Here is a 12,640-nt window from a genome sequence, read left to right on the forward strand (position 1 = left end):
AGGCAAGCCCTGCCGGATGGCGCTGATCAGAGGGCGTACTTCTGCAAATTCCCCATCATCTCCTTCAACGCTTCGATGTTGTCCTTCGGATGCGCCGCGCCTTCGAAATCACAAATCTGCTGCCAATGCGCCGCCACGTCTTCCGGCGAAAAACCCACACGCGGATCAAACCCGGCACCGAGGCTGCGCTCCCAACGGACCTTGCCCATCCAGCCGCCACCCACTTCAAACAACCCCGACGTTTCCTGGCAATGCTCACTGGCCAAATACACCACCAGCGGGCTGACCAGTTCCGGCTTGAGTTGTTCGAACACCTGCGGCGGGATCAGGCCTTCGGTCATGCGCGTGCCGCCGGTGGGGGCGATGGCGTTGACCAGGATGTTGTTCTTGCGGCCTTCGATGGCCAGGGTGCGGGTCAGGCCGTAGAGGCCGAGTTTGGCCATGCCGTAGTTGGACTGGCCGAAGTTGCCGTAGATGCCGGAAGTCGAGGCCGTGAAAATCACGCGGCCGTAGTTTTGCTCGCGCATATGCGGCCATGCCGCGCGGGTGACTTTATAGGCGCCTTCGACGTGGACGCGGTAAACCAGGTCCCAGTCGGCGTCGTCCATTTTGTGGAAGGTCTTGTCCCGCAGGATCCCGGCGTTGTTGACCACGACATCGACACGGCCGAAGACGTCGAGGGCGTTTTGTACGAGTTTGTCGCCGTCGGTGACGGAGTCGTGGTTGGCCTCGGCCGTGCCGCCGGCCTCGCGGATTTCGGCGACCACACGGTCCGCCGCCGACGCGTTGGCACCTTCTCCCTGAGCCGTGCCGCCGAGATCGTTGACCAACACTTTCGCGCCCTGTTTGGCGAACAGCAACGCATGCGCCCGCCCGAGACCGCCGCCAGCGCCAGTGATGATCACGACTTTATCTTCGAAGCGCACAGACTCATTCATGGGGGGACTCCAGCAGGCCTAAGGGACGATGACCTCGAGTGTCAGGCACGGGGCGGCGGGTCACAATCAAGACGAGGTGGCTGAATGGTGTGCGATAAGGCTGGGGGATGATGAAGTGAATGCTGCGAAACCTGTAGGAGCAAAGCTTGCTCGCGAAAGCGTCGTGTCAGCCAACATCATCGTTGAATGTGCCGCCGTCTTCGCGAGCAAGCTTTGCTCCTACAGGGATTGGGGTCAGGAACACGCCCGCTTGAGCGGCGCCGACACCTGCCGATCCCGAAACTCAAGGTAGTGCTTGAGCACCTGCCCCGGCGCTTCGGTCTGCGGGTAGTGACCAATGCCCGGCAGCAGCACCGTATCGGGGTTGGGGATCAGCTCCCGATAACGCTCGACCATGTGCGCGCCGGAGATCGGATCGACCTCGCCATCAATCACCCGCAACGGCACTTCGCCGCGCTGCATGGCGCTGACCCAGCGATCACGCTGCACCCGTCGCTCCGGGATATAACCGATCAATTTATGCATGATCCGCGGCCCGCGATTGCTGTCGATCAGGCTCCAGAAATCATCCATTTCGCTTTCCGTGGGCCAGGTCTGGGGACCGAAGATCTGGCGGAAACTTTTCACCAGTGCGTCACGGGTAAAGGCACGACCGATCATCCAGCCCAATGGGCTGAGCAGGAGTTTCTGCGTCAGCAACGGGCGATGGGTTTCGGGAAACAAGCCCCCGTTGAGGAACACGCAACTGGCGATATTTACCTGCGCCTCATGGTGCCGGGCCAGCAACTCCTGGGCCACGCTGTCGCCGTAATCGTGGGCCAGCAGGTGCACCGGCTGCTCGATTTCCAGATGCGCCAACAAGGCCTGTTGCAAATCGGCTTGCTCCAGCAGGCTGTATTCGTGGTTCACCGGTTTGGCCGAGTCGCCGAAGCCGAGCATGTCGCAAGCGATCACTCGATAGCGCTGGGTAAGCGGCTGCCAAAGGTAATGCCAGTCCCAACTGGCGGTTGGAAAACCGTGGATCAGCAGGAGCGGCTCGCCCTGCCCGGCCGTCCAGTAACGGATGGCCTGGCCACGGAATACGAACGTCTGGCCGCGCTTGCGCCAGACACACAGCGGGATCTCGGCGAGTGGCATCAGAGTTTATAACCCGGGTCTTGTTTATCGAGTTTGCGCAGCAGCGCCGGCCAGGCCAGCGCGCCACCCATCCCTTGTGCGCTTTTGGTGACGCCGGCGATCATCGCCTTGGCGCCCGCCAGAATCTGCGGTTCGATGGCGATCAGCTCGGCGCCACCGTTCTGCGCCAGCACCTGGATATCGCAGGCGCGCTGGAAGGTGAACATCATCAAAAAGGTGTCGGCGATGGTGCTGCCACAGGTCAGCAGCCCGTGGTTGTGCAGCATCAGGAAATTGTTTTCACCGAGGTCGGCTTGCCGCCGCGCTTTCTCTTCGTGGTTCAGCGCCACCCCTTCGTAGGCGTGATACGCCAGGCTCGAGAGCACGAACAACGACTGCTGGCTGATCGGCAGGATGCCCTGCTTCTGCGCCGACACTGCTACGCCGGCAGCGGTGTGGGTATGCAGCACGCAGACCACGTCGTGACGCACTTCATGCACGGCGCTGTGGATGGTGTAGCCCGCCGGATTGATCTCATAAGGGCTGTCCATCAGCTTGTTGCCGGCCTGATCGACCTTGACCAGGCTTGATGCGGTGATCTCGTGGAACATCAGCCCGAACGGGTTGATCAGAAAGTCTTCGGTGCCGGGCACCTTGGCCGAAATATGGGTGAAGATCAGATCATCCCAGCCATGGGAGGCGACCAGGCGATAACAGGCGGCGAGGTCGACGCGGGTCTGCCACTCGGCGGCACTGACCTGGTCTTTGACACTGTAGGGCGATTGGACGGGGGCAACACTCACGGCAAGAACCTCCTGGTTTTTATTATTTTTGCTCACGTGTCAGCAGTCTAGTCAGCCCTCGGGGATCGTGTAGTTGCATTCGCAGCCAGCTTGATGGCCGAGCGAGTCAGAGACGCCAGGACCTTGGATCCATGTCAAAGCACCGACGCCAACAAGGGGGCCGCGAACAGATTCAGCAACCCCGTCAGAACCATGACCAACCCTGCGACAGAGCCCTCCTCACCGCCGACTTCATGGGCCCGGCTGACCCCGGCACCGTGAGCCCCGACGCCAAACAAGGCGCCCCGCGCCAGGGCACTGCGCAGGGGCAACCACTTGAGCAGGATCCCGCCGAGCATCGCCCCGATGACCCCGGTAAACATCACAAACACCGCGGTCAGTTCCGGTACGCCGCCGAGGTCGTGGGCCAGTGGCATGGCAAAGGGCGTGGTGATCGAACGCGGCACCAGCGACATCGTCACCGAACTGTCCAGCGCCAGCGCCTTGGCCAATCCGAACGAACTGCCGATGGACGCCACACTGCCCGCCAGCATCCCGAGCGACAGCGCCGACCAATGCCGCGCCAGCATTTGCCGCTGCTGCCAGATCGGCACCGCGAAGGCCACAGTGACCGGGCCCAGCACCCGCATCAGCCAATGGGTGTTGCTCGAATATTCGGCATAAGCGGTGTGCAGCGGCACGGCGAGGGCCAGCAACAGCGCCGGGACCAGGATCAGCGGCGACAGCAGATAACGGCCGGTTCGCCGGTAGATCCAGCGACTGAACAAATACGCCAGCAACGTGAAGGCCAGCCAGAACATCGGCATCCACTCAAGCTTCATGGGACCTCCGCATGCGTACCGCCCACTCCACGGTAAACGCCGTCACCAGCATCACCGTCAGCGTGCTGACTCCAATCACCAACAGAATCCGCCAGCCGTCGTCGCGCATGAGGCCTCCGTAATCGAGCAGGCTCATCAACGCGGGAATAAGGAACAACAGCATCTCCGCCATCAACAACCCGGCGCCCAGTTGCAACGCCGCCGGTTTGACCCAACCGAACGCGAACGCCAGCAGCAGCAACGCCATGCCGATCACACCCCCGGGGATCGGCCAGGAAAACCAGGCGGCCAATTGACAGCCGAGCAGGTAGATCGCCAGCAACACGGCCAGCTCGGCGATCAGTCGCGACAGGTATTTAACGGTGGTTGATTTCATGGTTTCGGTCCTCACAGGCGCTCATTTTACGGAGCGGGCTGCCATCCCCGAAGCGAATTGTTAGACTTGAAGCCATTCCAAAACGGAATCCGTACCATGGAATTCAAGCAGCTACGCAGCTTCATCGAAGTGATGCGCCAGGGTGGTTTCACCCAGGCCGCCAAGACCTTGCACATCAGCCAATCGGCGGTGAGCAAGCAAGTCGCACAGCTTGAGCAAAGCCTCGGCACCCCGCTGCTCGAACGCCTCGGCTCGCAGTTACGCCTGACCGCCGCCGGCAGCGTGGTGCTGCAACGGGCCGAAGGCATGCTGAGACTGCGCAATGAGTTGCTCAGCGAGCTGGATGACTTGAGCCAACTGGCCCGTGGGGAATTGCGCCTGGGGTTGCCGCTGCTGGGCAGTGACGCGTTGTTCGCCGGATTGTTCGCCGAGTACCGGCGGCGCTACCCGAACATCAACATTCATCTGCTTGAAGGCGGCAGCCGGAACATCGAACAAGCGGTGCTGAGCGGCGAACTGGAACTGGGCGGCAGTCTGCTGCCGAAGGATCCGCAATTCGCTTTTCAACCGTTCTGCGATGAACCGTTGGACGCGCTGCTGCCAGCCGATCATCCGCTGGCCACCAAGACCGCGATTGGGCTGGAGGAACTGGCTGACACGCCGTTCCTGCTGTATCAGCGCAGCTTTGTGCTCAATGACCGTTTGCTGCAAGCCTGCCAACAGATGGGATTCACGCCCAGGGAAGGCGGGCGCAGCGGCCAGGCGGATTTTCTCGCGGCGCTGGTGGCCGCCGGGCAAGGCGTGGTGCTGTTGCCCAGCGTGGTGGCGCGGGGGCTGGTGCGGCCAGGCGTGGTGCGCCTGACCCTGAACGCGCCGGCCTATCTACGCTGGGACATTGCCTTTATCTGGCGCCAGGGTGCGTACCTGTCAAAAGCCGCCCAGGCTTGGCTCGCGCTGCTGCGTGAGCATCCGGTCAGCCGCGCAGAGCCGTGATCAGCTCCGCCAGCCAAGGCTCGGCGTCGGTTTCCGGCGTGACGCTTTCGCTGGCATCCAGGCGCAGCATCGGCAACGCCTCGCGCAGGCCCAGCTCACCGAACAATTCGCGTATCTGCTCACCGCCGCCGCAGAAGGTGTCGCCATAGCTCGCATCGCCCAGACCGATCACCGCACCGGGCAAACCGCGCCAGGCGGCAGGCAACTGGTCACGAATCGTCGAGTACAGCGGTTGCAGGTTGTCCGGCAGTTCACCCATGCCCGTGGTCGAGGTCACGGCCAGGAAGGCTTCGGGGCCGAAGGCCTGAATGTCCGCCAGGCTCGCGCGGGGGTTGTGCCAGGTCTCGAAACCGGCTTCTTTCAAAATAATCGCAGCGTGCCGGGCGACTTCTTCGGCCGTGCCGTACACCGAGCCGGAAAGGATGGCGACTTTCATCAATCTGTTCCTGATGCTGTAAAAGACGGGGGATATTAACAGCACCGGCAAAAAACCCGGCGATGGCCGCTCAATTCGTGCTGGTGGCCAGTAGACAGCTCATTTTGTTCTTCTAGAATGCAGCCCCCAAACATTCAGAAAGGACTCTCTGATGATCAACGCTCAATTGCTGCAACTGGTGGTCAACGCTTCCAATGACGGCATCGTGATTGCCGAAAAGGAAGGCGAGCAAGACAACATCCTGATTTACGTCAACCCGGCCTTCGAACGCATGACCGGTTACACCAGCGAAGAAATCCTCTACCAGGATTGCCGCTTCCTGCAAGCCGGCGACCGGGATCAAGAGGCGTTGGGGGTGATTCGTGCCGCGCTGGAGAACGGTGGCTCGTGCCGTGAAGTGCTGCGCAACTACCGCAAGGACGGCACGCCGTTCTGGAATGAGCTGTCCCTTTCGACGGTTAAAAACGAAAGTGACGGACAAACGTATATTGTCGGTGTACAAAAAGATGTGACCGTTCAAGTCAAGGCACAGCAGCGGGTAGCGCTACTCGAAATGCAAGTCGCTGAATTGCAGGCCGAGCTGGCTGCGCTCAAAACGACGAACGGCGAAAACAAAACAACGAATTAATTGTCATTAACTACAATCACCGATGACTTTGTAACTTTTATTTACGAGCAAGCCATGCAACGCGACGCACTCCTGACCCAGGATGAGCTGGATTTTATCCAGACCATGCAGCACAACCCGCAGCTCAATGTGCGGGATGCAACGTCGAGCCTGCTCGTTAATGGTGGATCGCAGATCCGTGACCTGCTCACACGCCTTGCCGCGCATGAGCAGGTCACCATCCAGGCCAACTTCGAAAATCAGCAAATGACCTTCCCGCTGCACCTGGTGGAAGACGAGTTCCATGCGCTGCATTTGCGCTTGGGCGTGCCGAGTATTTTTGAAGATGGGCCGATGGTCCGGCCATGGCGCCTGACGCTCGAAGAGCCGGTCGCGCTGGAGAATGCCAAGGGCCAGCCGGGCACGATGTGGGTGCACGAAGTGTCGTTCAAAGGGGTTTTGCTGGAAGTTCGCAACAAGACCAAGCCACCGAAGCATTTCGCGTTGTGGTTCAGCCCGTCAGGTTATGAGCGGATCGCGTTGCGCGGCACGTTCGAACGGGAAACCGAGCAAGGTTTCTTCGCCTATCAGCTTAGCCAGAGCGACAAGGACGAAACCGAACGCCTGCGTCAGTTCATCCTCCAGCAACATCGCCTGACCCATCCCGCCCTGCACGTCTGAGCCTCAAGTATCCAGGTTGCCCGCCAGGAACTGCTTCAGACGCTGTCGCATCAACAAGCCCTCGTTACCCAGACAACCAATCGACGTACCGGCCAGGCTGTCCTGTGCCAGGTCGGACGCATCACCGGCGAGCATCAGCCGGCAATCCAGGCTCAAGGCCAGGCGATTCAAGCGTCGCGGCAGCTCGGCAGCCGGTACGTGATTGGAAAACAGCACCAGTGCCAGCGGCTGGATTCTTTCGCAAACCAGGGTCAACTCATCGAAGGGCTGGCCGATCGTGAGCACCCGCACGCCCGAATCCATCCCGCTCAAATACAACGCGGCGACCAGCAATTCGAGTTCATGACACTGACCGGCCAGGGCGCTGACCACGATCCGGCGCTTTGAGGTATCACGGACCATCAACAGGCGCTGCGCCACGCGCGAGCGCAGAAACGCATCGAAGAACAACCATTCGCTGGTCTGGCCGAAGCTCTCCTGGCGCTGCAGCAGTTGCTTCCAGAGCGGCATCAGAATGTCCTGGAACACCACGGGCAGCGAGTAACTGGAAAAGATCTGCCCGTAGACCCGCTCCAGCTGGACGTCGTCAAACCCGCTGACAGCGGCCTGGACCTGTTGCTGCCATTGGGCGTAGTCGGCCAGCACGAGTTCATTGGGGATGATGTGCGAGAGCGCTTTGAGCGGCTCGGTCTTTGCCAGGATCTTGCCGACCTTGCTCACCGCCACACCGCGATCAATCCAGCCGAGGATGTTGCGCACCGTCTCGATATCGGTCATCGAGTACAGCCGATGCCCGCTTTCGGTGCGGGTCGGCTGGATCAGGCCATAACGACGCTCCCATGCCCGCAAGGTGACCGGGTTGATGCCCGTCAGGCGTGCCACCTCTCGAATCGGAAAAAGCTCTTCCCGTTCCAGGGAAGCAGCTGGCAACAAGCCAGGGACAACATCAGACAGAACAGGCATGGGGCGACGATCGTTCATTGGATAAATTGGATCCCATTTAACGCCTATCCCCAGCAATCATTCAAGTTATTGATGGGTGACGAAAGTCTCTGGTGTAAATGTCAGATTAGGGAATAATCCTTGCTTGTCCAAAGACGCAGCCCACTACCCCGGCGCTGTGACTGGCGAAACTCCTACCCGGAGCAACGCGTTTGTAATACGGAGATACAAAATGTCTACCTCACCCGTCACGCTGATGGTGGCGCGCCGCGTTGCCGATGGACGTTATCAGGACCTGATCGCCTGGTTGCGTGAAGGCGAACAACTGGCCACCGACTTTCCCGGTTATCTCGGCTCTGGCGTGCTCGCTCCGCCGCCCGACGATGACGAATTCCAGATCATTTTCCGCTTCGCCGACGAGCAGACCCTGCACGCCTGGGAGCACTCCGCCTCGCGTACCGCCTGGCTGGCACGGGGCAGCGACTTGTTCGCCCATCCGACCGAACATCGGGTCAGCGGCATCGTAGGCTGGTTCGGCGCTGCCGGTAATCGCCCGCCGCGCTGGAAACAGGCGGTGGCGATCTGGCTGGCGTTCTTCCCGGTATCGCTGCTGTTCAACTTTGTCCTGGGCCCGTTGCTCGGCGAAATGAGCCTGTTGCCCCGGGTGTTCATCAGCACGTTGTGCCTGACGCCATTGATGGTCTACTTCTTTATTCCGCTGTCGACCCGAGTGTTGGCCAACTGGCTGCACAGCACGCCGGCGCGTCCGTTGCCCGTCGCGCCCACCACCCAAAATCCGTAACCCCTGTAGGAGCGAGGCTTGCCCGCGAAGAACGATAACGCGGTCTGACAGATAGACCGAGGCGTCCTCTTCGCGGGCAAGCCTCGCTCCTACAGGTCGTAGGTGATCGCTCGCCGTCGCTGGTATAGTTTTGCTCTAACCGCGACGCGAGCCGTTCATGACCTCTTCCGCAGCCCCCCTCCTCATCACCGGTGCCGGCCAGCGAGTCGGCCTGCATTGTGCGCAGCGTCTGCTCGAAGACGGCCACCCGGTGATCTTCAGCTACCGCAGCGAACGCCCCGGCGTTCAAATGTTGCGCGACCTGGGCGCGACGGCGCTGTTCGCGGACTTCTCCAGCGAAACCGGCATCCTCGCGTTCATCAGCGAACTCAAGACCCACACCGACAGCCTGCGGGCGATCGTGCATAACGCGTCCGAATGGCTGGCCGAAACCCCGGACACCGAGGCCCAGGCCTTTACCCGGATGTTCTCGGTGCACATGCTCGCGCCCTACCTGATCAATCTGCACTGCGCCGACTTGCTCGAACGCTCGAGCCCGGCCGACATCGTGCACATCAGCGACGACGTGACCCGAAAGGGCAGCAGTCAACATATCGGCTATTGCGCCAGTAAAGCCGGGCTCGACAGCCTGACCCTGTCCTTCGCCGCAAAATATGCGCCGACGATCAAGGTCAACGGCATTGCCCCAGCCCTGCTATTGTTCAATCCCGACGACGACGCGGCGTACCGCGCCAAGGCCCTGGCCAAATCCGCGCTGGGCATCGAACCCGGCAGCGAAGTGATCTACCAGAGCCTGCGCTATCTGCTCGACAACCCTTATGTCACCGGCACGACCCTGACCGTCAACGGCGGACGGCACGTCAAATAAGCCGCCCCGCGAGGATATTTCATGACGTTATCCCTGCCTCAGAACGCCTTATCCCAGAGCTATCGCGAGATCCTCATCGGCCTCGGCGAAAACCCCGACCGCGAAGGCCTGCAAGACACCCCGATGCGCGCCGCCAAAGCCATGCAGTACCTGTGTCATGGCTACGAGCAAAGCGTCGAGGAAATCGTTAACGGCGCGCTGTTTTCCTCGGACACCGACGAGATGATCATCGTCGCCGACATCGAGCTCTATTCGCTGTGCGAACACCACCTGCTGCCCTTCATCGGCAAGGCGCATGTGGCTTATATTCCGACGGGCAAAGTGTTGGGCCTGTCGAAGATTGCACGCCTGGTGGACATGTTTGCCCGACGCCTGCAAATTCAGGAGAACCTCACCCGGCAGATCGCCGACGCGGTGCAGCACGTGACGGATGCCGCCGGGGTCGCCGTGGTGATCGAAGCCAAACACATGTGCATGATGATGCGCGGTGTCGAGAAACAGAATTCGACCATGAACACCTCGGTGATGCTCGGCGCCTTCCGCGAGTCGAGCAACACCCGCCAGGAGTTCCTGCAATTGATTGGACGGAGCAAGTAGCAATGCCACAACTTCAACCAGGAATGGCGCGCATCCGGGTCAAGGACCTGTGCCTGCGCACCTTCATCGGCATCAACGAGGACGAAATCCTCAACAAGCAGGATGTGTTGATCAACCTGACCATCCTCTACGCGGCGCAAGACGCGGTGCGCGACAACGACATCGATCACGCGCTGAACTACCGCACCATCACCAAGGCGATCATCGCCCACGTGGAGGGCAATCGCTTTGCCCTGCTCGAACGCCTGACCCAGGAAATCCTCGATTTGGTCATGGTCAACGCGTCGGTGCTGTATGCCGAGGTCGAAGTCGACAAACCCCACGCCCTGCGGTTTGCCGAATCGGTGTCGATAACGCTAGCGGCGAGCCGCTAAGCTTCAAGCTTCAAGCTTCAAGCTTCAAGCTTCAAGCGGTAAGCTAACGGCCACCGAAATCCAACTTGCAGCTTGAGGCTTGCCGCTCAACGCTGTCTCGCAGAGACTCCCATGACCGATCAACAACGCCTGGAACTTGAAGCCGCCGCCTTCCGCCGACTGGTCGCCCACCTGGACAGCCGCAAGGACGTGCAGAACATCGACCTGATGAACCTCTCGGGTTTCTGCCGCAACTGCCTGTCGAAGTGGTACAAGGCCGCCGCTGACGAACGTCAGATCGAGGTCAGCCTCGACGACGCCCGCGAGGTCGTCTACGGCATGCCGTACGCCGATTGGAAAGCCCAATACCAGCAAGAAGCCAGCGCCGAACAACAAGCGGCGTTCGCCAAAGGAAAACCCAATGAGTGATTTGAACACCCTGCGCGCCAGCCTCAAAAGCGGCGAACACGTTTTTGCCGACACCCTGGCCTTCATCGCCGCCGGTTACGATTACCAGCCGCAAGCGTTCAACAACGGTGGCGTGGAAAACGCCGCCGGGCAGAACGAAGGTTCGTGCAAGACCCTAGGCCTGGCGTTGCTGGAAGGTCTGAGCGATGAAGAGGCGCTGTTGGCGTTTGGCGAGCATTACCGTTCGGTGGTGGCGACGCCTGAAGGTAGCGATCACGGCAATATCCGCGCGTTGATTGCTCATGGTCTGGCCGGCGTGAAGTTCACCCAACAGCCCCTGACCCGCCGCTAAAACCGCGTTCCCACGAACACCACCGTCCCGTAGGAGCAAAGCTTGCTCGCGATGGCGATCTTCTGGACGCCATCGCGGGCAAGCCATGCTCCTACAAAGGGCCCCGGCACACATCCCGACTTTTAAGATTGACCCGGCGACTTTATTTCGTTTGCCCGGTCCCCCTGCTCACGGCTTAGATAAAAAGAAGCAACCCTTCTTCTGAGTCAGGTATCCATGAGCAGCGAAAGCATCAGCCAATCGATCAACGTCGTGCATCCCGTCACCCTCAGCCACGGCAAGAATGCCGAAGTCTGGGACACCGACGGCAAACGCTACATCGATTTCGTCGGCGGCATCGGCGTGCTCAACCTCGGCCATTGCCACCCGCGCATCGTCGAAGCCATTCGCGAACAAGCCACCCGGCTGACCCACTACGCGTTCAACGCTGCGCCGCATGTGCCTTACCTCGACTTGATGGAGCGCCTGACGGCGTTTATCCCGGTGAGCTACCCAGTCAGCGGCATGCTCACCAACAGCGGCGCAGAAGCAGCGGAAAACGCCTTGAAGATCGTTCGCGGAGCCACCGGCCGCACCGCCGTGATCGCTTTCGACGGCGCCTTCCACGGCCGCACCCTCGCCACCCTCAACCTCAACGGCAAAGTCGCGCCCTACAAACAGAAAGTCGGGGTGCTGCCAGGTCCGGTGTATCACCTGCCTTTCCCGAGCAAGGACAACGGCGTGACCTGCGCCGAAGCGTTGAAGGCGATGGATCGGCTGTTCAGCGTCGAGATCGATGTGAATGACGTGGCGTGTTTTATCGTCGAACCGGTGCAGGGCGAAGCGGGTTTCCTGGCGATGGACGTGGAATTCGCCCAGGCGTTGCGGCGCTTCTGTGACGAGAAAAACATCCTGCTGATCGCCGATGAAATCCAGTCCGGTTTCGGCCGTACCGGGGAGCGTTTTACCTTCTCGCGATTGGGAATCGAGCCGGACCTGATCCTGCTCGCCAAGAGTATTGCCGGCGGTGTGCCGCTGGGCGCGGTGGTCGGGCGCAAAGCGCTGCTCGACACGCTGCCCAAGGGCGGACTCGGCGGCACCTATTCCGGCAACCCGATTGCGTGTGCTGCGGCACTGGCGACGTTGGACGAAATGACCGATACGAACCTGCACACGTGGGGTTCGCAACAGGAAGAAGCCATCGTCAGCCGCTACGAAGCCTGGCGCGCCAACGACATTTGCGCCTATCTGGGCCGCCTGACCGGTGTTGGCGCGATGCGCGGTATCGAGTTGGTCAACGCCGACGGCACACCGGCCTCAGCGCAACTGACCCAGCTTCTGGCCCTGGCCCGGGACGCGGGTTTGCTGCTGATGCCCAGCGGCAAGTCGCGCAACATCATTCGGCTGCTGGCACCGCTGACCACCGAGGCAGCGGTGCTGGAGGAAGGTCTGGACATCTTAGAGGCCTGCCTGGCCAAGCTTTCCTGAAAACGCAAACTGCGATCCGGGACTGACATAGCGAATTATGTTCGCTTGTAGTCCCGGATTTTGCGTCGCAATACTGCCCA

17 protein-coding genes are annotated in these 12,640 nt (G+C 60.8%); 10 read left to right on the plus strand and 7 right to left on the minus strand.

Going from position 1 to position 12,640, the window contains the following annotated elements:
* Positions 1-26 precede the first annotated feature (26 nt).
* The 5 genes from FQ192_RS04550 to FQ192_RS04575 all read right to left on the minus strand — a co-directional run bounded on the left by FQ192_RS04550 (position 27) and on the right by FQ192_RS04575 (position 4,054).
* Positions 27-938 (minus strand): SDR family oxidoreductase, encoded by a 912-nt coding sequence (locus FQ192_RS04550; RefSeq protein ID WP_149657544.1) that lies wholly within the window; start codon positions 936-938, stop codon positions 27-29.
* Between the two features lie 234 nt (positions 939-1,172).
* Positions 1,173-2,075 (minus strand): alpha/beta fold hydrolase, encoded by a 903-nt coding sequence (locus FQ192_RS04560; RefSeq protein WP_149657545.1) that lies wholly within the window; start codon positions 2,073-2,075, stop codon positions 1,173-1,175.
* A complete protein-coding gene (locus FQ192_RS04565) occupies positions 2,075-2,857 on the minus strand; it encodes a class II aldolase/adducin family protein (protein WP_149657546.1) in 783 nt (260 codons plus the stop codon). The genes FQ192_RS04560 and FQ192_RS04565 overlap by 1 nt, the downstream gene beginning before the upstream one ends.
* Before the next feature lie 134 nt (positions 2,858-2,991).
* Positions 2,992-3,678 (minus strand): LrgB family protein, encoded by a 687-nt coding sequence (locus FQ192_RS04570; protein ID WP_149657547.1) that lies wholly within the window; start codon positions 3,676-3,678, stop codon positions 2,992-2,994.
* On the minus strand, positions 3,668-4,054 hold the full coding sequence (locus FQ192_RS04575) for a CidA/LrgA family protein (RefSeq protein WP_149657548.1): 387 nt from the start codon (positions 4,052-4,054) through the stop codon (positions 3,668-3,670). Before FQ192_RS04575 ends, FQ192_RS04570 begins: the two co-directional genes overlap by 11 nt.
* A gap of 96 nt (positions 4,055-4,150) precedes the next feature.
* Here FQ192_RS04575 and FQ192_RS04580 point away from each other — a divergent pair, with 96 nt between their 5' ends.
* Positions 4,151-5,047 (plus strand): LysR family transcriptional regulator, encoded by an 897-nt coding sequence (locus tag FQ192_RS04580; protein WP_149657549.1) that lies wholly within the window; start codon positions 4,151-4,153, stop codon positions 5,045-5,047.
* Here the strand turns inward: FQ192_RS04580 and FQ192_RS04585 are convergent.
* Positions 5,028-5,483: a flavodoxin gene (locus tag FQ192_RS04585; RefSeq protein WP_149657550.1), complete on the minus strand. Its 456-nt coding sequence runs from the start codon at positions 5,481-5,483 to the stop codon at positions 5,028-5,030. The two genes, FQ192_RS04580 and FQ192_RS04585, sit on opposite strands and share 20 nt — an antisense overlap.
* A gap of 151 nt (positions 5,484-5,634) precedes the next feature.
* Between FQ192_RS04585 and FQ192_RS04590 the strand changes: the two genes are divergently transcribed.
* Positions 5,635-6,111 (plus strand): PAS domain-containing protein, encoded by a 477-nt coding sequence (locus FQ192_RS04590; protein ID WP_149657551.1) that lies wholly within the window; start codon positions 5,635-5,637, stop codon positions 6,109-6,111.
* A 54-nt stretch (positions 6,112-6,165) separates the two neighbouring features.
* Positions 6,166-6,771: a hypothetical protein gene (locus FQ192_RS04595; RefSeq protein ID WP_054616118.1), complete on the plus strand. Its 606-nt coding sequence runs from the start codon at positions 6,166-6,168 to the stop codon at positions 6,769-6,771.
* A gap of 3 nt (positions 6,772-6,774) precedes the next feature.
* Here the strand turns inward: FQ192_RS04595 and FQ192_RS04600 are convergent, their stop codons facing one another.
* On the minus strand, positions 6,775-7,734 hold the full coding sequence (locus FQ192_RS04600; RefSeq protein WP_149657552.1) for a MerR family transcriptional regulator: 960 nt from the start codon (positions 7,732-7,734) through the stop codon (positions 6,775-6,777).
* 211 nt (positions 7,735-7,945) lie between these two features.
* Here FQ192_RS04600 and FQ192_RS04605 point away from each other — a divergent pair, with 211 nt between their 5' ends.
* From FQ192_RS04605 to FQ192_RS04640, 7 genes are all read left to right on the plus strand, one after another.
* Complete coding sequence (locus FQ192_RS04605) at positions 7,946-8,515, plus strand: antibiotic biosynthesis monooxygenase (protein WP_149657553.1); 570 nt, start codon at positions 7,946-7,948, stop codon at positions 8,513-8,515.
* A gap of 157 nt (positions 8,516-8,672) precedes the next feature.
* Complete coding sequence (folM, locus tag FQ192_RS04615; protein WP_149657554.1) at positions 8,673-9,383, plus strand: dihydromonapterin reductase; 711 nt, start codon at positions 8,673-8,675, stop codon at positions 9,381-9,383.
* A gap of 21 nt (positions 9,384-9,404) precedes the next feature.
* Positions 9,405-9,980, plus strand: coding sequence for a GTP cyclohydrolase I FolE (gene folE, locus FQ192_RS04620; RefSeq protein WP_149657555.1), 576 nt, complete (start codon positions 9,405-9,407; stop codon positions 9,978-9,980).
* 2 nt (positions 9,981-9,982) lie between these two features.
* Complete coding sequence (gene folX / locus FQ192_RS04625) at positions 9,983-10,354, plus strand: dihydroneopterin triphosphate 2'-epimerase (protein ID WP_149657556.1); 372 nt, start codon at positions 9,983-9,985, stop codon at positions 10,352-10,354.
* 111 nt (positions 10,355-10,465) lie between these two features.
* On the plus strand, positions 10,466-10,762 hold the full coding sequence (locus FQ192_RS04630) for a DUF1244 domain-containing protein (protein WP_149657557.1): 297 nt from the start codon (positions 10,466-10,468) through the stop codon (positions 10,760-10,762).
* Positions 10,755-11,093 (plus strand): HopJ type III effector protein, encoded by a 339-nt coding sequence (locus FQ192_RS04635; RefSeq protein ID WP_008037347.1) that lies wholly within the window; start codon positions 10,755-10,757, stop codon positions 11,091-11,093. The genes FQ192_RS04630 and FQ192_RS04635 overlap by 8 nt, the downstream gene beginning before the upstream one ends.
* A 216-nt stretch (positions 11,094-11,309) precedes the next feature.
* The gene (locus FQ192_RS04640; RefSeq protein WP_149657558.1) at positions 11,310-12,560 is read left to right on the plus strand and encodes an aspartate aminotransferase family protein; all 1,251 of its coding nucleotides are present in this window, start codon (positions 11,310-11,312) and stop codon (positions 12,558-12,560) included.
* Positions 12,561-12,640 lie beyond the last annotated feature (80 nt).

The sequence above is a fragment of the Pseudomonas sp. ANT_J12 genome (assembly GCF_008370045.1).
Lineage (GTDB): Bacteria > Pseudomonadota > Gammaproteobacteria > Pseudomonadales > Pseudomonadaceae > Aquipseudomonas.